Source organism: Mesobacillus jeotgali (assembly GCF_031759225.1).
Classification (GTDB): domain Bacteria; phylum Bacillota; class Bacilli; order Bacillales; family Cytobacillaceae; genus Mesobacillus; species Mesobacillus jeotgali_B.
The window spans coordinates 812,548-838,365 of sequence record NZ_CP134494.1 but is presented as its reverse complement, the minus strand read 5'-3'; the positions used below and the strand labels follow the sequence as shown (position 1 = coordinate 838,365).

At 44.3% G+C, this 25,818-nt stretch carries 26 protein-coding genes and 1 riboswitch; of the genes, 5 read left to right on the top strand and 21 right to left on the bottom strand.

Going from position 1 to position 25,818, the window contains the following annotated elements:
* Positions 1-5: 5 nt before the first annotated feature.
* The 10 genes from RH061_RS04220 to RH061_RS04175 form a co-directional block, all read right to left on the bottom strand.
* Positions 6-893 (bottom strand): 4Fe-4S dicluster domain-containing protein, encoded by an 888-nt coding sequence (locus tag RH061_RS04220; protein WP_215023242.1) that lies wholly within the window; start codon positions 891-893, stop codon positions 6-8.
* Between the two features lie 24 nt (positions 894-917).
* Positions 918-1,118: a twin-arginine translocase TatA/TatE family subunit gene (tatA, locus tag RH061_RS04215; protein WP_192469611.1), complete on the bottom strand. Its 201-nt coding sequence runs from the start codon at positions 1,116-1,118 to the stop codon at positions 918-920.
* Between the two features lie 398 nt (positions 1,119-1,516).
* Complete coding sequence (locus RH061_RS04210) at positions 1,517-2,488, bottom strand: NERD domain-containing protein (RefSeq protein WP_311074179.1); 972 nt, start codon at positions 2,486-2,488, stop codon at positions 1,517-1,519.
* A 239-nt stretch (positions 2,489-2,727) separates the two neighbouring features.
* Positions 2,728-4,068 (bottom strand): sigma-54-dependent transcriptional regulator, encoded by a 1,341-nt coding sequence (locus RH061_RS04205; protein ID WP_311074178.1) that lies wholly within the window; start codon positions 4,066-4,068, stop codon positions 2,728-2,730.
* Entirely contained in the window at positions 4,040-6,298 is a 2,259-nt protein-coding gene (locus RH061_RS04200) for an ATP-binding protein (protein WP_311074175.1), read from the bottom strand. Before RH061_RS04200 ends, RH061_RS04205 begins: the two co-directional genes overlap by 29 nt.
* Complete coding sequence (locus tag RH061_RS04195; RefSeq protein WP_311074173.1) at positions 6,298-7,299, bottom strand: ABC transporter substrate-binding protein; 1,002 nt, start codon at positions 7,297-7,299, stop codon at positions 6,298-6,300. Before RH061_RS04195 ends, RH061_RS04200 begins: the two co-directional genes overlap by 1 nt.
* A gap of 133 nt (positions 7,300-7,432) precedes the next feature.
* On the bottom strand, positions 7,433-8,329 hold the full coding sequence (gene gnd / locus RH061_RS04190; protein WP_311074172.1) for a phosphogluconate dehydrogenase (NAD(+)-dependent, decarboxylating): 897 nt from the start codon (positions 8,327-8,329) through the stop codon (positions 7,433-7,435).
* Positions 8,330-8,474: 145 nt separating this feature from the next.
* Entirely contained in the window at positions 8,475-9,335 is an 861-nt protein-coding gene (locus RH061_RS04185) for a MurR/RpiR family transcriptional regulator (protein WP_311074171.1), read from the bottom strand.
* Positions 9,336-9,554: 219 nt separating this feature from the next.
* Positions 9,555-10,304: a type I methionyl aminopeptidase gene (gene map / locus RH061_RS04180; RefSeq protein WP_311074169.1), complete on the bottom strand. Its 750-nt coding sequence runs from the start codon at positions 10,302-10,304 to the stop codon at positions 9,555-9,557.
* A 322-nt stretch (positions 10,305-10,626) separates the two neighbouring features.
* Complete coding sequence (locus RH061_RS04175) at positions 10,627-11,145, bottom strand: type 1 glutamine amidotransferase domain-containing protein (protein WP_311074168.1); 519 nt, start codon at positions 11,143-11,145, stop codon at positions 10,627-10,629.
* A 202-nt stretch (positions 11,146-11,347) separates the two neighbouring features.
* Between RH061_RS04175 and RH061_RS04170 the strand changes: the two genes are divergently transcribed.
* Positions 11,348-11,623, top strand: a complete 276-nt coding sequence (locus tag RH061_RS04170; RefSeq protein WP_311074167.1) for a late competence development ComFB family protein — start codon at positions 11,348-11,350, stop codon at positions 11,621-11,623.
* A 101-nt stretch (positions 11,624-11,724) separates the two neighbouring features.
* Here RH061_RS04170 and treR read toward each other — a convergent pair whose 3' ends face one another.
* On the bottom strand, positions 11,725-12,450 hold the full coding sequence (gene treR / locus RH061_RS04165) for a trehalose operon repressor (RefSeq protein ID WP_311074166.1): 726 nt from the start codon (positions 12,448-12,450) through the stop codon (positions 11,725-11,727).
* A gap of 284 nt (positions 12,451-12,734) precedes the next feature.
* Between treR and RH061_RS04160 the strand changes: the two genes are divergently transcribed.
* On the top strand, positions 12,735-13,055 hold the full coding sequence (locus RH061_RS04160; RefSeq protein ID WP_023625726.1) for a helix-turn-helix domain-containing protein: 321 nt from the start codon (positions 12,735-12,737) through the stop codon (positions 13,053-13,055).
* Between the two features lie 134 nt (positions 13,056-13,189).
* Here the strand turns inward: RH061_RS04160 and RH061_RS04155 are convergent, their stop codons facing one another.
* Together RH061_RS04155 and RH061_RS04150 are read right to left on the bottom strand one after the other, a co-directional pair.
* Positions 13,190-13,318 carry an anti-repressor SinI family protein gene (locus RH061_RS04155; protein ID WP_311074163.1) on the bottom strand — a complete coding sequence of 43 codons (129 nt, stop codon included), beginning with the start codon at positions 13,316-13,318 and terminating at the stop codon, positions 13,190-13,192.
* A gap of 29 nt (positions 13,319-13,347) precedes the next feature.
* A riboswitch (cyclic di-GMP riboswitch) is annotated at positions 13,348-13,433 on the bottom strand.
* A 229-nt stretch (positions 13,434-13,662) separates the two neighbouring features.
* A complete protein-coding gene (locus RH061_RS04150; protein ID WP_311074161.1) occupies positions 13,663-13,857 on the bottom strand; it encodes a hypothetical protein in 195 nt (64 codons plus the stop codon).
* 221 nt (positions 13,858-14,078) lie between these two features.
* Between RH061_RS04150 and RH061_RS04145 the strand changes: the two genes are divergently transcribed.
* On the top strand, positions 14,079-14,423 hold the full coding sequence (locus RH061_RS04145; RefSeq protein WP_311074159.1) for a helix-turn-helix domain-containing protein: 345 nt from the start codon (positions 14,079-14,081) through the stop codon (positions 14,421-14,423).
* A 261-nt stretch (positions 14,424-14,684) separates the two neighbouring features.
* Complete coding sequence (locus RH061_RS04140) at positions 14,685-15,350, top strand: nitrous oxide reductase accessory protein NosL (protein WP_311074157.1); 666 nt, start codon at positions 14,685-14,687, stop codon at positions 15,348-15,350.
* A 77-nt stretch (positions 15,351-15,427) separates the two neighbouring features.
* Here RH061_RS04140 and RH061_RS04135 read toward each other — a convergent pair whose 3' ends face one another.
* The 8 genes from RH061_RS04135 to motA form a co-directional block, all read right to left on the bottom strand.
* Positions 15,428-16,138 carry an ABC transporter ATP-binding protein gene (locus RH061_RS04135; protein WP_311074155.1) on the bottom strand — a complete coding sequence of 237 codons (711 nt, stop codon included), beginning with the start codon at positions 16,136-16,138 and terminating at the stop codon, positions 15,428-15,430.
* Entirely contained in the window at positions 16,131-16,949 is an 819-nt protein-coding gene (locus RH061_RS04130; protein WP_311074153.1) for an ABC transporter permease, read from the bottom strand. Before RH061_RS04130 ends, RH061_RS04135 begins: the two co-directional genes overlap by 8 nt.
* A complete protein-coding gene (locus RH061_RS04125) occupies positions 16,946-17,410 on the bottom strand; it encodes a nitrous oxide reductase accessory protein NosL (protein WP_311074151.1) in 465 nt (154 codons plus the stop codon). The genes RH061_RS04130 and RH061_RS04125 overlap by 4 nt, the downstream gene beginning before the upstream one ends.
* The gene (nosD, locus tag RH061_RS04120; RefSeq protein WP_311074150.1) at positions 17,407-18,753 is read right to left on the bottom strand and encodes a nitrous oxide reductase family maturation protein NosD; all 1,347 of its coding nucleotides are present in this window, start codon (positions 18,751-18,753) and stop codon (positions 17,407-17,409) included. The genes RH061_RS04125 and nosD overlap by 4 nt, the downstream gene beginning before the upstream one ends.
* A gap of 764 nt (positions 18,754-19,517) precedes the next feature.
* On the bottom strand, positions 19,518-20,876 hold the full coding sequence (locus tag RH061_RS04115) for an IS1182 family transposase (RefSeq protein WP_311072532.1): 1,359 nt from the start codon (positions 20,874-20,876) through the stop codon (positions 19,518-19,520).
* Positions 20,877-21,190: 314 nt separating this feature from the next.
* Positions 21,191-22,408 (bottom strand): MDR family MFS transporter, encoded by a 1,218-nt coding sequence (locus RH061_RS04110; protein WP_311074149.1) that lies wholly within the window; start codon positions 22,406-22,408, stop codon positions 21,191-21,193.
* 114 nt (positions 22,409-22,522) lie between these two features.
* A complete protein-coding gene (gene motB, locus RH061_RS04105; protein WP_311074148.1) occupies positions 22,523-23,296 on the bottom strand; it encodes a flagellar motor protein MotB in 774 nt (257 codons plus the stop codon).
* Entirely contained in the window at positions 23,289-24,083 is a 795-nt protein-coding gene (gene motA, locus RH061_RS04100) for a flagellar motor stator protein MotA (RefSeq protein WP_311074146.1), read from the bottom strand. The genes motB and motA overlap by 8 nt, the downstream gene beginning before the upstream one ends.
* Positions 24,084-24,282: 199 nt before the next feature.
* On the opposite strand from motA, the gene RH061_RS04095 reads away from it, so the two are divergent.
* On the top strand, positions 24,283-25,764 hold the full coding sequence (locus tag RH061_RS04095) for a methyl-accepting chemotaxis protein (RefSeq protein ID WP_311074145.1): 1,482 nt from the start codon (positions 24,283-24,285) through the stop codon (positions 25,762-25,764).
* Positions 25,765-25,818: the final 54 nt, after the last annotated feature.

The following is a 25,818-nucleotide window of genomic DNA, read 5'->3' as shown; positions in this document are numbered from 1 at the left end:
CCCTCCTATCTTAAATAGATGACATTCGGATGTGTTCCAAGCTCTTCCTTCAGCCGGAATGCTCTTGGACTTGCAGCAAGCTTTGATACCACACTGTTCGGGTCGCTGATGTCGCCGAAGAAGCGAGCATCGCCAATGCAGGTTTCCACACATGCCGGCTCTTCGCCTCTTTGCAGGCGATGGAAGCAGAAGCTGCACTTGCGGACTGTGCCGATTGGTGTCTTGCCTTTCTCGCGGCTGCCGCGTTCGACGCCGTATTCAGGGCTTGTTACATCATTGGCACCTTGCATTTCCTGCTCATAGCTTTCGCCGAAATCGAAGGAGCGCGCGCCATAAGGGCAGGCAACGATGCAGTAGCGGCAGCCGATGCAGCGGTCATTGTCGATTGCGACAATTCCGTTTTCCATTTTATAAGTCGCCCTTGTCGGACAAACCTGGGCACAAGCCGGTTTGTCACATTGCATGCACGGCCTTGGCAGGTTGACGGCCTTGATGTTCGGGAACTCTCCTTCGAGCGATTCCATGACGACATTGTAGGAGATTCCCGGCGGCGTCCTGTTCTCCGCCTTGCAGCTGACGGTACATGTATCACAGCCAACGCATTTTTTCAGGTCGATGACCATCGCCCATTTCGGGCCGTCGCCCTTTCTGATATCAGGTCCATCAGCTGAAGCGTAATAGTTGCCGAATTCCTTTGTCAGTGATGAAGAATAGACTTTATGGAAGTCTTCGATCTTCAGTTTGCCGCTGATGACCTTCCTGGCATCACGCGCCATGTTCAGGCCAAGCTCTGTGTCATACTGTGATTCATCCATTTCCTTCTTTGCATCTGGCAGCATTTTGTCGACGATTTTATCGTAATCCACCTTTTTCTCGTTTGAAAAAAGACCCATTTTACGTCACCTCTTTTTATGCGTTTAGATTTCTTTCTTGATTTCCTTAAGGTCATCCGCGATATCGTCAGTGATATCACTTGTCAGTTCACGAGTCGATTTCTTGAATTCCTTCAGCGTCTGTCCGAACGCCCTGCCGATTTCAGGCAGCTTTTTCGGACCGAAGATGATCAGCGCCAAAGTAAGGATCAAGATCAAACCAGGAATGCCAATATTGGATAGCATGTCGCCACTTCCTTTTCTAGTTTTCTTGCTTATTTATAATGCAAGCTGCGTGCCAACTTTTTGGGTATGGCTGATTTTCAGGAGTATAGCTCGGTGGAGTGCTTGTGGGAGTAAGGAGCGAGGGGAATCGTGACACTTTTGTGAACGAGAAAAAGCGGATGAAATCGAACTTTTGGCTCGATCTCATCCGCTGGTTATGTGACATTTTGGCATGGTATTGCAATTTTGGCATGTGACATTTTGGCATGGTACTGTAATTTTGACATGTGACAATTTAGCGTCGTGTTCTAATATTGGCATGTAACAATTTAGCATGGTGTTCCATTTTGGCATGTGACACTACAGCTTGGTGTGTATGATTGGCGTACGCTTCGATGAGCAAATTTCCGAGCAATTGATCATTCCCATAACCGAAAGTTCTTGTCCGGGGTGTAGATTCGTCCTTTTGTGGATCCGGTGCTTTCAAGGTCCAGCGCCGAAAGCAGCCTTTTTGACTGGTGGATGGATGAGATGTTGAGGAAATCGCTGAATTGTGCGTTGGAAATCGACGGCCCATTGATGAGAAAGAAATCTTTCAATGCGGCAACATGTGCGTCCTTTGAAGTATGGCCGCACTTCTTGCAACCCCATAGACCATGAAATCTTTCCATGCCGATTGTATGGCAGGCTGGACACTCCACTCCTTTCTGGAAGTCACTAAAAGGAAGTTCTTTTAATTCTGGAAGATAGGGTGTATGTTTTCTCAATAAAAGCTTGACCATTTTCTTTATATCTTGATTTGTGATTATCTCTTTATGATATTTTTCTAGAAACGGATTGATTTTATAAAAAATGCCCGGGGATTTGAATACTCTTTGGCTGACTTCTTTATTTTTGGTAGGGTTCTTGATCAAGGCTTGTGAATTGGTGATAGCAACCAGCGGTTCAAACGGAGGTGGAGAAAATTGATGACTTGTTAGAAAGGCTTTGAGCTGCCGGCCTTGTATTTTTGTCTGGAGGATGGGGTCAGGGTAAACTTTTTCATTACCATTTAAATATTGGATCATTTGGTTGAATTCAGGGTAAAATTCGAGCGTCCCGGCATAATACTTGGAATCAATTGGTATGATGAAGGAATTGGAGATAAATAGGGTATCGATTTGGAAGTGAGTTTCATTATAGGGGATTCTAATATCATGCAAGATTGTGAACTTAGAATGGTCTATTTGTGAAACATGGTAATCTAATTCTTTTTCACCTTTATAGCCTGCCCGTTTCCTGGATAATTTGTTCTCGAATTCTGTTTTTCGTGGATGATTTACCGGTAATCGCCTTACAATTGCCTCATAAATCCTTATTTCTTTTGGAATGGACCGATTTTTCGCTATCAAAAGCTTCACTCCTTCTGTATATTCTCCTAATCATTCGATAATTGCATTAAGATTACCTGCTTATGTAATTGTGAACAATTTTATTGGCGAAGTTCACAACTTTATTGGCGATTTTTCCGATTTATTGGCGAAAAAAATTTTTTATTGGCGATTTCAATCCATTTATTGGCGAAAATCAATTTTTATTGGCGAACTGGTAATTATGAGCGTTTTTTTCCAGTTCGCCGCACCCCAACTCACTACTCTTTCAACCCATATTGATCAATCTTCCGATAAAGATTCCGGACGCTGATGCCGAGCACGTCTGCTGCTTTCGTTTTGTTCCAATTCATCTGCTTTAAGGCGTTCTCTATGTGCACTTTTTCGACTTCTTCAAGTGAGCAGAGCCTGGTCGCCCCATCAACGGAAGCGGCGGTAACAGCTACCTGTTTCGGTAAAAGCAGATTGTCCGCTTCTATCAAGCTTCCTTTCGATAGCAGCACGCCGCGTTCGATCAGGTGACTCAACTCGCGGACATTTCCCGGAAAATCGTATTGCTCCAGCGCGGCAAATGCTTCTGTCGACAACTGCTTCGACGGGTCTTTCGTCCTCACAATAAAGTGCTCTATCAGCGCGGGTAAATCACCTTTCCGTTCCCGCAGTGGCGGAATCGTCAGTTTTACAACATTCAACCGGTAATAAAGGTCCTCGCGAAAACGTCCTTCGGCGACTTCTTTTTCCATATCCCGATTCGTTGCGGCGACAACGCGAACGGTCACATGGCGCTCGCGGACATCACCGACGCGACGGAATTCGCCTGTTTCAAGGAAACGCAGCAATTTCACCTGAAGAGCAAGCGGCATTTCGCCAAGTTCATCCAGAAATAGTGTCCCGTCTTTCGCCGCTTCGACTAAACCTTTCTTATCCTGGCTCGCTCCGGTAAAAGCACCGCGGGCATGCCCGAACAACTCGCTTTCCAACAGATGTTCCGGCAGCGCACCAGAGTTCACAGGCACGAATGGTTCATCAGCTCGGCTGCTCCAATAATGGAGGGCCTTCGCAAACAGCTCCTTCCCGGTGCCGCTCTCGCCCTCAATCAGGACAGGCACATCGCTGTCGGCAATCCTTCGCGTCATCTCGAGCACTTCCTTAAAATTGGCGCTGTCGCCGATGATGTTGAATTCATTATGCTGGGCGATGATTTTTTTCATCGAATCATTCTTCTCTTTGAGCACTTTATTTTCCGAAGCCTTTCCTATCGTCAGTTCCAGTTCTGATAGATTATAAGGCTTAGTGATGTAATCGAAGGCGCCCACCTTCATCGCTTCAATCGCGGTATCGATCGTCCCATGCCCTGTCAGGATCAGCACTTCGATATCAGGCTGGATTTTTTTGGTTTCTTTTAACAGCTCGATGCCATCCATTCCGGGAAGGCGGATGTCATAAACGCCGATGTCATATTCATTCTTTTTCACGAGTTCAAGGGCATCCTCTGCCGTGCCTGCGCTGTCCACGTCGAAACCTTTCCGCTTCAGCCTCCTCTCCAAAAGCTCAAGCAAATCCTGTTCATCATCAACGACCAACAATCTTGTTGCTGACATCGTAGCCCACCTCCGTTGTTTCTAATTCTGTGTTTCCGTAATTACTTGTATCGTCCGTTTTCATTACCTGGCCGCCCACTATTTCGTCCGTTTTCACTGCCTGATCTTCCACTTTTTCGTCCATTTTCATTGCCTGGTCTTCTACACCAAGCCCTGCTCTCATCGAACGCTCTGCGGGCAGCTGGATTTCCACTGTTGTTCCTTCTGCAGGTTTGCTGTCAATCGTGATCGACCCGCCAAATTGCTGGATGATGCCATAGCAAACGGATAAACCTAACCCGGTTCCTTTGCCGATCGGCTTAGTTGTGAAAAACGGATCGAATAGTTTATCCATTGCTTCGGCAGGAATCCCGTGGCCGCTGTCGGTCACTTCGATCGATACCTTCCCGTCAACAGTGCCATTCGCCGATACAACAAGTTTACCTTCGCTTTCCATCGCATCGACCGCGTTATTGATCAGGTTGACTATGACCTGCATCAGCTTAAGCCCATCTCCGCTAACCAGCGGCAGCCCCTCCGCGACTCGGAGTTCAAGCTGGATGCGCTGCTTTTTCAGCTGGTGCTCGACAAGGCTGATGCTGTTTTCGATGATTTCCCTGACGCGAATTCGATCTTCTGTCCAATCATTCTTACGGGAAAAATTGAGGAGGTTTCCGGTGATCCGTTTGCAGCGCTCGGTATTTTCCTTGATTTTACGAAGATAATGCTCCATCTCTTCTTCATCGAGGTCCTCGTCCCCGGCCTGAATCCTGTCAATCAAATCCTCCGCATATACATTGATCGTTGCCAGCGGATTGTTGACTTCGTGTGCAAAGCTCGATGCCATGATGCCGAGCGCGCTCAGTTTATCCGTCTGGATCATCGTTTCTTCCATCTGTTTTTGCTCGGTGATGTCCTCGAGCACGACGAGGAATTCCCCTTCTTCCTCAATCGCGTGATTCAGCGGGAACACTCTGTGCCTGAAGATCCGCTCGCCATTGGCACCATCCTTGGACTTCATGACTTCATCGGCGATTTTATCTAGGTCCGGACAAGTAATCGGACAGTTCAGGCATGGAGCATTCTCCCCGCCGATCACCGCATAACATGGCAGCGTGAGCCTATCCTCTTTCAGCCACTCTTTTAAAATCGGGTTCATCCAGGTGATCCGGTATTCTTTCGTCACGAGCGCAAGCCCGGCTCCAATTCCGTTCACTACCACATCGAGCCTTTCCTTCTCCTGCTCTAGCAATCTAGATTTTTCGAGCAGTTCCTTGCTCATGTCGTTAAAAGAGTCAGCCAATTTTCCAAGCTCATCGGTGCGTTTCATTCTAACCGGGCTGATTTTCACTCCCTGCTTCAATTTGTTCATCTCCCGGTCAATCGAAACGATCGGCCTTGTAAAATAAAGCCCTGCCCAAACACTGATCAGGCTGACGGTTAAAATCAGCAACGCAACCGCACCGATTCCGTTCTGGAACATCCTGTTGATCGGAGCGAATGCCGTTGCTTTCGGCTGCTCCATCACAAGCACCCAGTCCAGATCCTCAATCTCTGCCGTAACCCCTAGCTCATCCTGGCCGCCAGATGTTTGCTTTTGCCAGAGCTTGCTGTAATCCTGGTGGGCGATGACGCGTTCTTTGTCATCCAGCAAATAAATATAAGAAGAGTGGTCCTGGCGCATCGAAGAAATTTTCCCGATGATTTTCTGGAGCTGGACCGTGACTCCGATTGCTTTTTTGCTGTCGCCTTCATAAAAAGGAATCGCCAGTTTCATGACAGGCTGGTCATACTGGTTGAATGCCACCTGACCGTATACCTTGTCTCGGGTTTGCAGCTGGAACCACATATCGTCCGTAAACCACCGTTCCATATCGCCGGCGATATTGAGCTCGTAGCGGGACACCCGGTTCTCGACAAAGCCTTTGTCATCCGCGATAATGACCTCTTCGATCGATTCGCTTTGCTGCAGTAGCTCATACAAAGCACTTTGTTCTTTATTCAATAGATTCAGAGAAGCAAGGACATGGATTCGCTGGAATGTCTGGCTGAATTCGTATTGTATTTCCCGCGATAGATTCTCGAGCACCAGATGCTGTTTTTCAAGAATCCTTGTTTCGAGGTCTGATTTTACAAAAGAGTAATAATACAGGCTGAGGAGCAGCAGCGGAATCGTCGACATGACCACTCCAAACACAAGCACCTTATTACGGATGGTCTGCGAATGCATGAAATCCATCAAAATTTTCATCACTTGCTCCCTCCCTGCACTTCAGGGTGGATCAGGTCGGCGATATGCAGCAAGTCTTGATTATAGCTGACGCCCAGTGCGTCCTTCGTTTGCTGGTTGACGACAAACCTTATGCCATCTGGCAGTTCAACAGGCAAATCCCCCGGCTTGTTTCCCTGCAAAATCAAGCTGACGAATCTAGAAGCCTGATATCCCTGTGAATAAAAGCTGGATCCGTAGCTCGCCAGCAGCCCTTTTTCCGCTTCAAAATCATACAGACCCATTGCCGGGATTTTCTTCTCCTTTGTCAGCATGACTATTTCATCTGTCAATGACTCAATCCTGAAGCTCGGCAGGACGAGGATGGCCTCTCTTTTGCCGGACGAATTCCATAGAGTATCCAGACAGTCCTTTGAAGCATCACAAGGTGCAATGTCCACACCCAATTCCCTGGCTGCACTCCTCGTTTCCTCAAGGCTCAATTTACTGACATCAATCTTACTGTCATAAATCACATGCACCCTGTCAATGGCCGGCACAAGTGCGGTAAGCATTTCGAGACGCTTGCCCGAAATGCTGGCATGGTAATTATTGATTCCGGTAAAATTTCCACCCGGAGACTTGTAATCTTTTATCAATCCCAGTTCCTTCGGCGCGGCAAGGCCTGCAAAAACAACCGGAATGTCGATATTGCCTTCATCCATTTTTTCCTTTAGACGAAGAGTTTCAATTCCGCCAAGTGTCACGATCAGATCAGGCTGCTCCTTAAGCAGCTGATCAATATGCTTGCCAATCTTCTCTTCATCATCATGGGCATTTTTCACGGTAAAATGGATGTTCTTCGCGCTGTATCCCAGATCCATCAATCCTGCTTCCAGGCCTGTTAATTTCTCATAGCGGTTTTCGCCGATCATCAGGACGCCGATTTCAACAGACTCTTCCCCTTTCACTCCCAGAAAAGCATAGATCATTGCCGAAACGGCAACCGTCGTCAGGAAAAAGAAATACCACTTTGTCTTCACGTTCCGCGCCCCCATTTTCCGTATTCACTTCCACTATAACGGAAAAAGCAATGTAGCCATCTTGCAAAAAAGGATAATTTTATGAACAACAAAAAAGGTCCTCCTCTTTTCGAGGAGAACCTGGTTTCATGTTTTATTTCTTTTCGACAGCATGTCCGCCGAATTCGTTTCGCAATGCTGCGACAACTTTTCCTGTGAACGTGTCGTCTTCAAGTGAGCGGTAGCGCATCATCAATGAAAGCGCGATGACTGGTGCTGCTGTTTGCAGATCCAACGCTGTTTCAACTGTCCATTTTCCTTCACCAGATGAATGCATTACGCCCTTGATACTTTCAAGCTTAGGCTCTTTGGAGAAGGCATTTTCCATCAGTTCCATCAGCCAGCTGCGGATGACCGATCCATGGTTCCATACACGAGAAACTTCTTTATAGTCATAATCGAATGGGCTTTTTTCAAGAATCTCAAAACCTTCAGCGATCGCCTGCATCATTCCGTACTCAATCCCGTTGTGCACCATTTTCAGGAAGTGGCCGCTTCCGACCTTCCCAGTGTAAAGATAGCCGTTTTCAATCGAAATGTCCTTGAAGATAGGCTCAACATGAGCAAAAACTTCTGCATCGCCGCCGATCATTGTGCAGGCACCATTGCGAGCGCCTTCCATTCCGCCGCTCGTTCCCACGTCCATAAAGTGGACGCCGGCTGCAGAAAGCTTTTCAGCACGTCTTAATGTATCCTTATAGTTTGAATTTCCGCCATCAATCAGGATGTCGCCTTCTTCCAAGTATGGTGTGAACTTCTCGATCACCTGGTCGATCAATTCTCCGGCAGGAATCATAAGCCAGATCACGCGCGGCTTTGGCAGCATGTCCGCCATTGCCTGATAATCAGCTGCAATTTCGGCGCCTTCTGCTTTGATTTTCTGCATTGCTTCTTCATTAATATCATTCGCCACAACTTCATGGCCGTTTTCCATCAGGTTCAATACTAAGTTATAGCCCATTTTGCCAAGGCCAACCATTCCTAGTTTCACTTCGATGCACTCCTTTTAGTTAGCGTCTTTTCGAATGTTTTTCCGGACTGGATATGTGTATTCACGAAAAGTGCTTTTCTTATAACATGATAGTATCAAATATTTTTTCATATGTATATCTATTTTATGAAAATAATTTTCAAGACTAATATCTTTTAATCGAAATGGCTTCTCTTATTTTCTGCAGGTTGCCTAGCGTTTGTTCCTGCCTTGTTACGGATACTGCAACATGAAGCACGTCAATTAGGCTCAGCTGAACCAATCTTGAAGCCAAGGCCTCGGATCTGAATAGAGTTTCCCGTGATGTGGTATAGAGAACGTAATCCGCTTCTTTTGACAAAGGCGACTTGTAATGGCCCGTGATCGCGATGGTCGCTGCACCGTTAGCTTTTGCTATTTTCAATGCTTCTATGACATCTTTATTACTGCCGCTATGCGAAATGCCGATTGCCGCCTGCCCCGGGCCGAGCAGCGCTGCTGAAATGATCTGCTGGTGGCCATCACTATGGGCATTGCAATGAATGCCTGTCCGCAGGAATTTATGATAGGCATCAAGCGCAATCGCCGATGACCCGCCTGATCCATAAAAATCGATTCTCGTAGCCTTGCCTAGAACATCGATGATACTTTCAAGTACTTTGGCATCCAGAAGATTCAGCGTTTCCTTCATCGCTTCGATATGTCCGGCGAACACTTTTTCCGCAAGGGTTACAACCTCGTCTTCTTCCTTTATTTCTTCATGGATATTCTTGATCGGTTCCACTAGTTCACTCGCCAGAGCAATTTTGAAAGCTTGATAGCCCCTGAATCCCAGCCTTTTACAAAAGCGGAAAATCGTCGCCTCAGCAACAGAAGCATACTCCGCAAACTCGGTGATCGATAGATGAATGATTTCTTGCGTATTTTTCAATATGTAATCTGCAACCGCCTTCTCTTTGGAGGAAAGCGATGAGTAGATGGCGTTTATTTTAACGACAACATTTTGTCCATTTAGTTCGCTGGCCATATTTCCGCCCCCTTTTCTGTCGACTTTATTTTACCAAAAAAATTTCATCGTTATTTGCAGAGAATGAAAAATTTTTTCACCTGTCATGAAAAAATCGGGCCAAACTTTAGTTCAGCCCGAAGTTTATTTTTCCTATCATGATAGAATCGTATCAAACTATGGTTCGACCCGATGGACTTTTATTAATCGGACCAACTTTGGTTCAGCCCGATGCAGTTATTAATCCTGTTCAGTTAAAATGACCGGACCATCCTTTGTGATCGCGATTGTGTGCTCATACTGGGCAGACAGCTTGCCGTCCACTGTCCTTGCTGTCCAGCCATTGTCATCCATCTTCGTTTTCCACTCCCCGACATTGACCATCGGTTCGATCGTGAACACCATGCCCTCTTTGAGGCGCGGACCTTTTCCCGGCAGACCATAGTGCGGGATATCCGGTTTCTCATGGATCACAGAACCGATTCCGTGGCCGATGAATTCACGCACAACCGAAAATCCCTCGCCCTCAACATAGGACTGGATCGCATGGCTGATATCACCAACACGGTTGCCGTGCACTGATGCGGCAATTCCGCGGTATAATGCCTCTTTTGTCACTTCCAGCAGTTTTTGCGACTGTTCGCTGATATTGCCTACTGCATAGCTCCAGGCAGAATCAGCAAGAGCCCCGTTCAGGTTGACGACCATGTCGATCGTGACAATGTCGCCATCCTTGAGCGCTTCTTTCCGCGGAAATCCATGGCAAACCTCATCATTGATGCTTGCGCAGGTTGCATACTGATAGTTCCGATATCCTTTTTGCTGCGGAGTCGCACCATTCTTTTTCAAAAAATCCTCCACAAACTCATCAATTTCCCAGGTTGTAACCCCTGGCTTGATGATTTTGCGCAGCTCTTTATGGACAGAAGCAAGCAACTTTCCAGCTTCCTTCATATTTTCAATCTCTCGTGCCGATTTTAAAACAATCATTCCTTCATCTCCCTGATTCAACGTCATTCTTATAATATATTATACAAAGATAGGAGCAAAATGAACTGGTTGTGGGTTGATGTGAGAAAATTGAACTGAATATATAGCTACCACAAAACTTTATTGGCGAAAATATAATTTTATTGGCGATTTCACTCCGTTTATTGGCGAAAATTCAGTTTTATTGGCGATTTGTCCCTATTTATTGGCGATAATCAAACTTTATTGGCGAACTGGAAATTTTCTGCGTTTTTTTCCAGTTCCAAAGACTATTCATCTCAAAATAAAAAACCCTTCTGCCTCAGCAAAAGGGTTCTTTCAATTATTTTTCCAACACTTTAAGAGCCTCACGGTTAAACGCTGGAATATCTTTCGGTTCTCTGCTGGTCACCAACTGGTTGCAGCAGACGACGACTTCCTTGTCCATGTATTTCGCTCCGGCGTATTCCATGTCGACGCGGATGGACTTGTAACCTGTTGCGCCTCGGCCTTCGAGAGTCTTGGCTGTCAGCAATAGCTGTGGACCATGGCATATCGCAAATACCGGTTTCTTCTCATCCATGAAATACTTGGCGAATTCCACGAACCGCTCGTCCTCACGAAGCTGGTCAGGGGAGAAGCCGCCTGGTATGAACAGTGCATCGAAATCTTCCGGCTTGACGTTGTCGATGCTTTCGTCGATCTTGACCTCTGCTTTGCCTTGCTTGCCTTTTACTGTCTTCCCTTTTTCTTTTTCAATTGTCATAACTTCATGTCCGGCTTCTGTAAAAGCGCGTGAAGGCTCAAGATACTCCACATCTTCAAATAGATCGGTTATTAAACAGGCAATTTTTTTACCCATAATTTCAACATCTCCTTTTTAAAAATTCTCCACTATTTAAAATTCCCTGTCCTCAGACTATGAAACATCCTGAAACCACTTCCATAATTTTGTATAAAAACATGCAATTAGACCTATCTTATACCAAAGATAAAAAAAACATTTTATATTTCCTTCATTCAACTATAATTTAACTTAGGACATCAATAGGGAGAGAGGCATCATGAACTTTAGTTATGTCAATGTAATGGAAGAGGTCGTTTCTACGCTTGTCAATGTGCTGATGATGAGCCCGGATTACCAGACTTTCTGCAATTGCCAGAAGTGCCGGAACGATATCATCGCCATCAGCCTGAACACTCTTCCAAGTCACTATGTCACTACAGAAGACGGCCGGAAGATGGTCTATGAACAGCTTAATACCCAGGAAAACAGAGCCTGGATCAATAAAAGGATCATCAGTGCCATACATCTTGTCGGAAAGTATCCGAAGCATTAAGAACAGCGTCGTCTGACGAGCTGGAGCAGGACGCGGAATTCTAATAAAAGCTGCCATTATATTGCCTGGTTCATCCGGCAACATTAATGGCAGCTTCTTTTTTATATAGATTGAGTATCCATACGCCTGGCAAAATCAACGAACCGGAACTTGTCGGGACGGTGCCTTGACTCAGTATATTGAAACAGAGTGGCATCATCAAAATGGATATAGTTCTTCACGATGACGATTGCATGGAATCCTTGCATATCGAGAAGTTCACGGTCTTCGGCGCTCGGCTCCTCCACGGTGAATTCTTTCTTTGCAAAGCTGATTTTCTTCTCAAGCTGCCCTTCAATGTACTCAAATATCGAGTTCTCGCATTTCTGGCGTGACAGCCCTGGCACATGCCTTTCTACCAGGTAATCCTTATCGAGAATCACTCGTTCTTCATCAATATGCCGTACTCTTTTTACCTTCCAAACCTTTTCATCATCATCAACATTCAATTCCCGCGCAATTTCCTGGCCGGCCAGCTCGAGAGTGAAATCCTCCACCGTCGTTTTAGCCTTACCGCCCATATTCTCTGCCAGTTCTTTAAAACTGATCAATCCAGTAATCGGAAACTGATGCCTTTTCAAATCGAGTACAAGTGAACCTTTGCCGCGGATTTTTTGGATGAAGCCATTTTGGGCAAGCAGATTCAGCGCTTTGCGGATGGTTTCCCTAGAAGTTTGATACATGTCCGCAAATTCATTTTCGGATGGCAAAATTGTTTTAGGAGGATAATTTCCTCCCTGGATTTGTTTCGCGATTTCTTCATAGATCAATAAATACTTTTTCTGCACAACACATCACCGTACCTTGTCTGATTGCTACCATTTTACCTTTTTTAAGTCCGTTTGAATACAATAGTCTTTGGCCATAAAAACTTCATAAAATCAGCTACAACTTTCAACTGCAACTGCCGATATAAAAGCTGCGAGTTTTTTCCCAACTTGTTTTTTCCTAAAAGTGAAGCAAAAAAACTTGGTGTGTGGTTATAATTGTTCTATAAGGTGTTCTTAATATGGAACTATTTTATCAGATTTGTTATGATATAACTATAAATTGATAAGGTGTGTGGATAACAGTGATTGGTGAACGCGTCAAAAAACTTCGACAAGAGAAAAGAATGTCCTTATCCGAATTGGCAGAACAAGCTGGCGTGGCAAAATCCTATTTAAGCTCACTGGAACGAAACCTTCAAACGAATCCTTCAATCCAATTTTTAGAAAAGATCGCTGGAGTACTGAATGTGCCAGTGGACCATCTGATCCATGAACAACCCGATAAAGAGAACATGGATTCAGACTGGGTCAATCTTGTAAAAGAAGCAATGGATTCCGGGATCACGAAGGACCAGTTCCGTGAGTTTCTTGAATTCAATAAATGGCGACTCCACAATAAATGATATCAAGGGCAGCTTTGGTGGCTGTCCTTTTTCATGCAAGGCCGCAACAAGTGTACGTAAGGAGGCCAATGCAAAATAAAAAGCACCTCCATAAGAGCTGCCCGATCGCACTTCTATTGTCTATGTATGGATTCCTAGCTATTTTTTGTCTTCGTTAAAAATTCCCTGATTTCTTCTTTGTTGATTCCCATTTCCAATGCTTCCATTAAAAGCTGCATCCATTCTGTATCCAATTCTTCAAAAACTACCTGCTCTTTAATCAAGTTCTTCCCCCCAAAATACAATTAGTATTCCAGGCAGTCCGGCCATCATAGTCAATTGCACCTTAGACCCGTGACTTTGCGTCCTAGTTTTTCAACAAGTTTGCCTTTTTCTGTATCTTTTTACTCACTTTTAAGTCCCAATGTCATTGTACCTTGTTCTATATATTTAACATGTAAGTATTTGTCGGCCGCATCAGAAGGTTTTTTTCTTTTTTCTTCCAAACAATTACAAAATCATAGTTAGAAAGAGTATTTTTCTGAAAATTACAACCATTTTGGTGAGATATTTTGTCAAATAATATCTCTAATTGTTGAACTCTTTTTATTTATTCACCCCCATAAACTCAAGAGTTGGCCATTTTCTTATACTTTTGCTTTTTCCAGTCCGACATAATGGCCACTTTTTCAAGACTGATAGCATTAAAGAATGGATATCGGGTTAAATCATTTCCGCAAATCGGGCAGAGCCATTCTCCTGCCTCACTGCTGCTAAACGACGGACGATTGCATCGATCACAATTTTTTCTATACACAGACATCCTGCCTCCTTCTTAAAGTGGCTTACTGCCTTATTCCATTGAAGTATAGTTCATTTGTACCAATTCTGAAAAAGTCTAAAATATGGCGAATTTTCTTAAAAAAGAACAAAAATCGTTCTTTTTTAAGAAAATGCTCTGTTTATCTTAGTTTCTTGTATTTTTAAAAGAACCTTTTTGTTCGTTATAATGAATTAATAGATGAATTCAAAGGAGATCCCTATATGAAGGTTGGCGAGAAAATTAAAAGCTTACGGCTTGAAAAAAAGTATTCTATTAGCGAGCTCTCTGAAAAAGCGAAGGTTTCTAAATCCTATCTCAGCTACATCGAAAGGGGAATCCAGGAAAATCCCTCTCTTCAGGTGCTTTCCAGGCTGGCAGACAATCTGGATACAACTGTGGAGTATTTGATGGGACAAAATAATACGAATGCTTTCATGAAGCCTGTTGATGAGGAATGGGCTGGACTCGTTGATGAAGCTATAAAAAACGGAATAAGCAAAGAAGACTTTGCTTATTATTTGGATTTCATGAAGTTTACAAGCAGGAATAAACAGGATAAACAATAAGCATATATACTAAAGTACAATTTTAAATCGCTCTTTAGACCATATATTTCACGTTCATTACTGCTTAATCTTCTTTTTGGGCCGACAAAATACATAGTCAGTCCCCCATGCACTGTAACCTGGCATCCTATAAACGATGCTGGAAACCTGTCACAAAATATTCATAAAAACAAACTACTTCTCACGATTTCCCCACTGATTTTTCGCATTTTAATCACAACTCCTTGATAGGATTGAAATCGATCAAAGGAGGAGAATAAAATGAAGAAATTATTTGCTGTCATGATAGCATTCTTTTTAATGATAATTGTTTCTGCTTGCGGAGATGAAGCAGCAGAAAATGAGCAGAAAGACGGACAGGAGACTGCCGCAACAGAGATGAAGCATGAGGAAAATGATCACGATCATGGAGATGGACCTCATGAACCTGGTGCCAATGATGTTTGTGCTTTCTGCAATATGAAGGTATACGACGAAGCTGATCCAATGGGAGTATTCACAGCTCAGGCTAAAACGAAAGACGGAGAATATGTATTCTTTGACGACTCCGGATGTTTATTGAATATCACACGTCGTGATGATGTGGAATTTGAAGAAACTTGGGTACGTGATTATATTACATCTGAATGGATCGATGCCGATTCCGCAATTCCTGTAAAAGCAGATATTAAAACACCTATGAAATACGGCTATGCTTTCTTCAAGGAGAATGAAAGCGCCGAAAAATTCATTTCAGAAAACAACGACAAGAATCCAGCAATGGCAACATGGGAGCAAATCGACCAAGTCTCAAAAGAACGCTACATGAAAAAAATGAAGATGAACAATGATAGCATGGATAAGAACAGCGATAGCATGGAAAAGGATAGCGATATGGATGGCGAAAGTGAAATGCATGGCGACAGCGAAGAGGATAGCGGCCATTAAGTATACAGCATCTATTAATGACAAAAAAAAATCCCGGTGCAGACATCAGCACCGGGATTTTTTTTCATATTCATGAACTAATGAAAGAACACTTTTTCAAGAGGTGTATAGATTCCATTTTTTTGTACAAGTGATTCTACTGAATCACAATACTGCAGCTGCCCTTCCTGCATGAACGCAGCCCTGTCTGCCAATTCCTCGACGAGACTGAGGATATGGGTAGTAAAGAAAATTGTCCTGCCCTGCTTTTTCTCTTCCTGGACAATTTCCTTGAAGCGGTATACCCACAATGGATCAAGACCATTGGTTGGCTCATCGAGGATACGCAGAGGAACATCCGGCAACAGCGCCTGTGCCAGTGAAAGACGTTGCTGCATTCCTTTAGAGTATTGTTTGATTTGCATGTTTTTCACATCGAATAATCCAACCTGTTGCAGTGTTTCTACGACTTTCTCACCACTTATTCCTCTTAATCTCGCAAAAAAAGTCAAGGCTTCCAAACCTGTCAGCTGGCGAGGAAAGAGCATTTCATCCGGCATATAGGAAAATAGCTTTTTGAATCCCTGGTTTTGCGGGTCAATGACCTTTCCGTCCATCAAGATCTTGCCAGCAGTCGGTTTCATCATCCCTGTCAGCATCTTGATCAACGTACTCTTACCCGCGCCATTTCCGCCGCAAAGCGCAAAGATTTCAGGCTTGTTGATGGTGAAGTGAATGTCAGTGATTTTTTTCGTCTCACTATAATGTTTTGCCAGTCCTTCTATTCTGATCCATTCGCTGCTATTCATCACTAACCCCCCGTTTCATCCTGTACACTGTGAAGAGGACAGGCAGTACCGTCCAGAGCAAAACGGCAAGTACAAACATCATTTTCCCGGCCAATCCATCTGCCCAGATGGTCAAGTCATATAATCGCGGTCCAAATACAGAAGCTCCATCAAGTGACAAGATTGACTGGACTCTGATCAACTCTACCGGATTCAGAAAGATAGACACAGTCAGCATTGGCAGCAGCCACTGCTTCATCAGGAACATGCTTAATCCCATAATGATAAATTCATAGAAAAGCACAAGGAAAGCCCAGACAATCAGGCTTATTCCCAGTGCTTGGAATCGTGTTTTGGCGATTATGCCAATCATCATTGCCAGCGACAGAAAGATTGCCGCTAGCAAGATCGAATATAGATAAAATAATATCAACAAGGAAACTGAGACTCCTCCGCCGACGAAGAAAATGACGAGCAAGGCTGAGCCATACCCAAATGTCAAAACGGACCAGACGGCAATAAATAATCCTGCATACTTCCCAAGGATGATGGCCCACGGGGAAATCGGATAGGTCAGCAGCAGCATTAGCCCGCGGTCTTCCTTTTCGCCTGACAGGAATAAGCTGCCGATCAACAATGACAGCAAGGGAATCAGCAACAAGTTGATATTCAGCAAGCTGGCTGTCATCCTGTTAAAACCGTCAAATCCAGTTCCGCCAGTGTTTCCAAGGAACGCAACCATCACAGCCAGGGATGAGAACAATAATCCAAAACCTGCAAGCCAATGGCTTCTCATCATTAAGGTCATTTGCTGCCTGGCGATGTGCCTCATTGCTCCCAGCTCCACTCATGTTTCTTTAATGACTCATAATCCAGTACTTCTCCCATTCCCTGGTCTTTTACGTACTTCTCCGCACTCTCTTTGTCCTTGAAACTGACAACACCATTTGCCATTGGCGTCCAGAAATCAGGATGGTACGCATGGAAGGCTTTTTCAAGCTCGACCCATTCTCCTGTGTCCACATCACGGACGTATTGTTTTGCGGCATTTTCTTCCTTAAGATGTGCCTCCATTTCCACAAATTCATCCATACATCCTATATCATCAAATTTATAAACTTCCCCATCAGCAGTGACGACCTCGGTAGCAAAGTGCTCATGGGCAAGACCCATATTGCACACCTCACACACATCAATTTCCGGGTTGATTTCCTCTGGTTCCATCGTGCTGTTTTGGCAGCCCGATATCAACGCGGCCGACATTAGCAATAAAGCTCCAGTCTTATTAATCATGACAGTTTCCTTCCTTTCACAATGACAAATATCGATAACAAAATGAACAGTATGCCTATTAAACCAGGCACCATCCGATCCTTGCTGTGATGTTGTGCTTCCTGAAGCATGGCTACTGGTTCTACTAGCGGGCGGGCATCATACACATCTGCTGTCCCAAAAGAAGGAAACAATGCTTCTGCCTTTGTCCACAGCTTGATTGAAGGACTTTCAAAAAAGAATTGCCAGTACGGCTGCTTGCGCAACAGGCGATCGTACAGGGAACCTGCCTTGTATGCTTCCTCTCCCACACCATCACCTGAAAGGTCAAAACTGCTGTAATCATCCCAATAATTACCCTTCACACCATCATCAAGCCTCATATCCTCCCCTGAAATCTTGGACGGGACGACATTTCCGATAAAATTATTTTCGGTAAACGTATTATTTTCATTCTTGCCCATGAATTCCAGGCCAACTTGATTTGCGGCAATCTGATTCCTGTTGACTTGAGTATCGGCCCCATATTCCAGGGAGAGTCCGGTGCTGTTCCGAAGAATTTCATTCCCCTCCACGAGTACGTCTTTTGTTTCATAAATCAAGATACCGTAACCCCGGAAATGAAACTGGTCCGTCACCTTGTTTTCAATAAAATCAATGCCGGCAGAATCCATCACCATGAGCCCTGTCACATTTTTTTCGACATGGTTCCTTTCCGCGAGGATTTCTTCACTGAACATAAAGTGCATGCCATAGCGTGATTCGCTGACGTGGTTATCAAGCACCTTGATGCCTTTCGTAAAATCAAAATATATACCATCCTGGACATTCACAATCTCATTTTCTTTCAGCAAATGGCCGTCACCCTTGAACATATGGATGCCGTTCCCACGCTTGGAAAAATGAGATTCATTGCTTGTAATGCTGTTTCCTAGTATCTGATTTTCATTGCTGTTCGCTATATAAATTCCATTCTGGACATCTTTTAAAGTATTGTTCTGGATTACATTTCGGTGAGCTTTTTTAATATAGATTCCGCTGTCCTCCTGACCAGAGCCGCTATTCTGGATGGTGAGTCCTTCAATAACCACATTTGAAGCTGTCACCATGATGACATTCCCATTTCCACCCCCATCAATGATGGTCCCCTTTTCTCCTTTTATATAGATTTCCTTATTGATCATCAGACTTTCTTTATATACTCCTGGAGCGACAAGGATGGTATCCCCATTTCTGGCACCTTCTACAGCTCTCTGGATTGATTGGCCGCGCTCCACTTTGAACTCCTCAGCAAAGGTATTCATAGGGATGAATAATAGAAGCAAAAAGAAAATGATGGCAAGCGGCTTTTTCAGCCTCCACATAAAGCTGCCTCCTCCCGGCAATAGTTTCTTTTTAAAATTTAGCAAAAAAATGTGAGGAAACCTTGAAATATTTGTTGGAAAACATTGAAGTTACTAATGTGATTTACTGTGAAAGTAGGGGATAACTCGTTAACTTGTGAAGTTTTCAGAATAATCAAAAGTAATTGTGTCTATTTTGTGACAAATCCAATATAATGTTATTAATATGCAAACCTTAATAAGGTTAAGGGAGGACTTGGACATGACCATTGTTCATCTATTAAACTTCTCCATTCCAATCGCGATGATGCTCGTCATCGGTTACGGCATCGATAAAATGTGTCAGCCTGATACAACGGAACAGGAAGCCGAGTAATGATTGCGGCTTTCTTTTTTTGCCATAAAGATGGGGATTATGACATACAATTACCATTTCGCTATATAAAATGAAAATCGCTATATAAAAGAAAAAGTCGCTATAATATTTAAAAAGTTGCTATATAATTACATAAGTCGCTATATAAATGAAAAAGTCGCTATAAAAAATTTTTTTCGGTATGTAAAATTTCTTTTTCGCTATTGTAAACTACCCTTTTCGCTAAAAACTTCTTTCTACGTATGCATTAATCTAAAATATGCGAGCTAGCCTGCACAAAAAAAGCAAGATTCCACGTGGAATCTTGCTTCAGTTTGTCGACAAAAGGGGTTCGGAATGGTCTCATTCCGAACCCCCTTTTGGATTTCGTCGGATGTTTTAAAGAAAATAGACTCTCTTCGCTATACTTTTAGGCCATTACTGGACTTCTCCAAGTCCAGTTGGCCATCTTCTTCAAGTTCAAGGCAGCGAAAGTAAGCATCGCCTGCATCGACAATTTTTTAAGCCCCCTTAGGGTTGTCCAACGCATGCCATGCTTTTCTTTTGCATCTGCGAATACGCGCTCTATGGTTTCCTTACGCTTCGCATAGATTTCTTTTACTTCCTGCTTGTGCCTCAAGTGGTCCGTTTCTTCCACATACTCCTGCCAGATATGGCGAGTTACCACCTTTTGATGATCCTTGCTTTCTGTACATTGCGCTAAAAACGGGCAGGTTGCACAGATGTGTTTTGGGGATTTATATTCACGATACCCCTCTTTTGTGGTGGTCGAATACTTCAGGATCTCACCGGCAGGACACAAATAACAGTCGTAGAATTCGTCATATACATAGTCATATTTACGGAAGAATCCGTCCTTCGTTCGCGGTCGTGTATAAGGCAAAGCCGGAGTCATTTCGTTTTCCATCAGGAACTTCGTAATAGCTGGAGTTTTATAGGCTGCGTCGGCCGCAACGGCTTTGGGCTTTCCGACTTTCTCTATCACTTGTTCTACCAGTGGCTCAAGAATCAGGCTGTCATGCGTGTTACCAGGTGTAACAATTGTCCCCAGGACAAATCCGTTACGGTCTGATGCCGCATGAAAGGAGTAGGCAAACTGTTTTGTGCGCTCGTCTTTGACGTAGTATCCACTCTCCGGATCGGTCGTGCTTTCCTTGATTTCCTTTGACTCTTCCTTATCAAATTTATCAGGAGGAAATGGCTTCTTCCCATGGTCTTCCCGATCCAAATTGATTTCTTCCTGGAGTTTCTCCTGATACGCTCGTGTTTCCTTACGCACCACTTTCTTCTCGAATTTATGCTTATTCGCACTTGCTTTTACATGGGTTGAATCAATAAAGACATGTTCAGCACTAATAAGTTTCTTATCAGCTGCGGTCTTAAGAATTCGATAGAAGATCTGTTCAAACAAATCGGTATCTTTAAAACGGCGTTCGTAATTCTTCCCGAAGGTGGAGAAGTGGGGCACTTTATCATGGAATCCATAACCTAAAAACCAGCGGTAGGCCATATTCGTTTCTACTTCGGCAATGGTCTGGCGCATGGAACGGATGCCAAAGGTATATTGAATGAAGGTAAGTTTAATTAAAATCACAGGGTCAATGCTTGGGCGCCCTACTTCCGAATACACATCCTTCACCAATTCATAGATGAAAGTAAAATCAAGGGCTGCTTCCATCTTGCGGACTAAATGTTCCTGAGGAACCAGTTGGTCTAAAGCAACCATTTCTAATTGATCTCGTTGGATTGGATTATTTTTCGAAAGCATATTTATCACCTCAAGCGTTATATATATCTATTTTAAAAGAGACTTATGGTTAGTTCCACACTAAGTTGATGAATTCTGTTGATTGGAGTGGAAGGCGCGTAGACTCCTGCGGAATCAGACGGACAGGTGAGACCCCGCAGGCGCCAACGGCGACGAGGAGGCTCACCGCCGGCCCCGCGGAAAGCGAAGCGCCTGGAACGGAAATCAACAGCCCCATTCGAGCACCATCCAAAAAAAGACTGTAAACAAACAGGATTTTCATCGAGTTTGTCTACAGTCTGAAGCAAGATTCCACGTGGAATCTTGCTTTTTTATCATCCCTTCACGACTGTTGCTGCTGTTTTTACAAATATTTTGTTTCCCTGAATGAAGAACAAGATACTTCCGAGCACTGCCAAAGCGATGAACGAGAATAACACGGTTCCACCTGCTTCATTCAATAAATAACCTCCGGCAATCGGACCGATAAAGTGGCCAATTTTCCGGAACTGCGCGGCTCCGAAATAGGTTCCGCGAAGCTCATCTGTTGCGAGCTGGTCGACGAGATAGCTGCTTGATGGGAAGATGAGAATTTCCCCTACTGTAATAAAGACAATGGCCAGTATGCCAGTGTACCAACCTGTTACAAACCCGAATGTCAGCATGCCCGCTGATAGGAAGACTGCTCCTGCCATCATCACCTGCATCGTTTGGAATCTTTCTGCAAAGTGGCTGATCGGCATCTGCAACAGGACGACCATGACTGCATTGATGGACAGCATCACAGAATATACGAATACTCCATTTGCAATCGAAGACTCAAGATATTGCGGAACATTCGACTCCATTTGGGAGTATCCAAAATTAATGATGATGGTTCCTAATATCAAATACCTTAATGCTTTATCTTTGCCAATGATCTTAAGGGAGCTGGCAATCGTTACTTTACTGGCCCCTCCAACTACCTGATTACCCAGGTCGTATTTTTTCATCATCAGTGCCAGAATCAGTACATAAATGAAATACATGATCCCTGTCACCATGAAAGCCGATTTGGCTGAAACCACTGCGAGATAGGCGCCCAGCAACGGTCCGACCGAAGCTCCGATATTGATCGCGGTATATCTCAGAGAAAATGCCCTCATCCGCTTGCTTTTTTCCGTCAGGTCGGCAATCAGCGCCTGGCCGGTCGGTTCGAAAAATGACCCGCTCAAACCATTCAATGCATTAAGAATAATGAACCAGCCCGGTGTCTCTGCAATCATAAAGCCAAAATAGACGAGCGACATCGAAAACAATGAACCAATCATGACTGGTTTGCGTCCCAATCGGTCAGATAAATGGCCGCCGAGGAAACCGCCGACCACTCCTGATAATGGGCTGATCCCAATCGTCAATCCGATCAATACAGGGTGCAAGTCAAGATTCCTGGATAGGTAAATGGCCAGGAAAGGAAGCGTCGCGAATGCTGAACCCCTTGCAAGAACAGTTCCGCTCAGCAGCACCCATACAATCGGATGGAACTGCCGGTAATAGTTTTTAAGTTTATTCATTTGGTTTACCTCATAATTTTAGATTATTAAATCATAGCAAATATCCAAAATTATGAAAATACCCTTTTAAAAATAAATAAACCGCTGCCTATCTCATGGCAGCGGTCCTTCGTTTTATTGTCCCGGATTATTGCTTGTCCGCGGAAGAATCAGAATTTCTACCCGGCGGTTCCTTGCCTTGCCTTCTGCTGTGTCGTTCGTGGCGACTGGCTGGAATTCACCGAATCCTTTTGCGCTGAACCAGCGCGGGTCAAGCTGTTCATTTTTCAAGATGATCTTCATGAATTCGACGGCCCTCATGACGCTCAGTTCCCAGTTCGATTCATATCTTGCAGTCCTGATTGGCACATTATCGGTGTGTCCGCTGATGATGATATTCCTTGGAGGCTCCATGACCAGCAAGTCAGCGATTTCGTTGGCAATGTTGATATCGGTAGTACGGACCTCCGCCCGTCCCGATTCAAACAGGACATTGTCGCGGATTGTCAGCAGCAGCCCCTCATCGGTCAACTTCGTATCCAGTTTATCAGTCAGCTTTTTGTCTTCTATATAGGAGTTGACCTTCTGCTGGATCGCGAGAAGCTCCATCTGATCTTTTGCCATATCGGCCTTTTCCTCGTCATTCTTTTCAACATCTTCCTTGCGTTCATCAGGCGATTCCATTTGGCCTTCAGGCATAGGGCTCTGGAACTCGAACACCCCGGTCCCGCCGGCAAAAACATCATTGAACGCTTTTGAAAGTTGCTGGAATTTGACAGCATCGACCGAACTCATCGCAAACAACACGATGAAAAGTGCCAGAAGGAGGGTGAGCAGGTCCGCATACGGAATCAGCCAGGACTCATCCATATGCTCATCGTGGTGCTTCTTCTTCCTTCTCCTACTCATCCGTCGCCACGCCGCTTTCCTCAAGGATCAGCTTCCGTTCGCCAGCCGGCAAATAAGAAGCAAGCTTTTGCTCGATCACTCTTGGTGCTTCCCCTTCAAGAATGGAAAGGATCCCTTCAATCATCATGTATTTAACCTGAGCTTCCTGCTTCGACTTTCGCTTCAATTTATTAGCAAATGGATGCCATAAAACATAACCCGTAAAAATACCCAGCAAGGTCGCAACGAATGCCGCACTGATTGCTTTTCCTAACTCTTCTGTATTATCCATATGGCTTAGCGCCGCAATCAAGCCAACTACCGCTCCAAGAACACCAAGTGTCGGAGCATATGTGCCAGCCTGTGTGAAGATGGCCGCTCCAGAAAGGTGGCGTTCCTCCATCGCTTCCACTTCTTCTGTTAAAACATCCCTGATGTAGTCAGCGCTCTGGCCATCAACAGCCAATGATAATCCATTCTTGAGGAACTCATCATCAATCTCACTAGTTTTCGCTTCAAGAGCAAGCAAACCCTCTTTACGGGCTAGCTGGGCCCATTCAGAAAACAGGCGGATCAGCGAGGGCAAATCAGCGCTTTCCTGCTCCTTGAATAAAATTTTAAAAAGTTTCGGGACTTTCTTCAGCTCTTTTGCGGGAAAGGCAATTGTCACCGCCGCAACCGTACCCACCAATATAATCAAGATCGCTGCAGGATTGGCAAGGGCACTCGGGCTTACACCTTTGAAAACCATTCCTACTCCTACCGCAATGATCGCTAATATGACACCAATGATCGACGACTTATCCATGTACGACTCCCCTGTCTGCTATACTTCTATTCCTGTCTCAAATGTTAACTGTCATAATATCTCTTTTTATTTCGACATATTTTTAAAAATCTTAAGTGATGGGCACGAAAAATAAATTTTCCTAAACAATAAAAATTCAGTTTTTCTATGCCGATATAATATAAGCAACAATTAAAAGACAATCTAAGGAGGCTATTTCGTGGAGGCTATTCAAAATCTCCGCAAGCAGGATACAAGAAAGAAGAACATCTTAATGCTCAGCACTTATTCGGTATCCTTGATTGCGACAGCTGCCTATACAATTATTGGAAATGAACCATTCTATAAAACAATGGTTTATGTAAGTGAATTAACATTCTTCATCCTGTTTTTCCTGATTTTCCAGCTATGGCTTAAGAAGGAGTCCATATTCCCTTATGCCGCTTTTGCTGCTATTTTCATCCATCACTTCTTTTATATCGGATTGTATGGAGGCAACGGAGCCTTCTTGCTCGTCCTGCTGTTCCTGGCCGTTTTTTCAGCCATCCATTTTGATATAAAAATCTTTGTTACCGGGTACAGCCTGGGCCTTGTTGCCGTTATTATGAACACCATGCTGGCGACAGAAAACCAGGACTTTTTAAGTAGTACATTCACGGCAATTGTACTTTGCTACATCTTAATCGGAGCAGTGCTGTTCGTCTTGATCCGTTTGAACAAAGCTGCATTTAAATCGCTCGAGACCTTCCTGGCGGATTCAGAAAATGAAAAAGTCCGTAAAGAACAGCACAGCGCTTTGCTCCATGGTGAACTTCTAGTCGTTACTGAAAGCCTTGGCAAAATCAATAACCAAATCCAGACCCATCTTTCTTCACAAACGGAAATGAAAATCGCTGTTAATGAAATTTCTGCCGGAAGCCAGGTGCAGACGGAACAGATCAACCAAATTTCCGAAAATGCAGAACTGACAAAGCAGAGAATGGATGAAATGTCCGATATGTCCGTCCTGCTCTCAGATAATACTTTGCAGGCAGCCAAGGCGTCCGAAAGCGGCTCATTGAAAATAGCCGAGCTTCAGGGCGACATGAAGGATCTTGCTTCTTCCATTTCCGAATTGAGCCAGACATTCTCCATGCTGACGAAAAAAATAGAAGAAACGAATGGCTTCATCGTCAATATCAGGAACATCACCGAGCAAACGAACCTGCTCGCTTTGAACGCTTCGATTGAAGCGGCACGGGCTGGCGAAGCTGGCAAAGGGTTCTCTGTTGTTGCCAACGAAATCCGCAAACTCGCGGAAATGACGAAAGAAACAGCCATCCAGATTACCGAGAACCTTACTTCTGTAAATGAAACGAACTCAGCTGCTCTGGAAAAAATGAACGACAGCAGTGAAAAACTAACCGAAAGCCGTTCCGCTGTTGAGGAGGTTTCCGGATTCTTCACAGAAGTAAGCAGTACATTGCGTGAGCTGACCAATCAATTCGGCCAATTCGAATTGACGGTCAGTGATGTTAAAAATCAGACAGGCGATGTCGAAGCCTCCACACGTGAGCTTGCAGCCATTATCGAACAGGCAACAGCAGGCCTCGAGGAAATGAACGCCACGATCGAAACATTGAACGACGATAACCAGACAATTGCTGCCTATGTCAGCCAGACTGCAGCTGCGGCAGAAAAGATTAAAACATTAGGCGCATAAACGCCAGATTCATTCCATAAAAAGGGCCAGGCGGATTTCTCCGCCTGGCCCTTT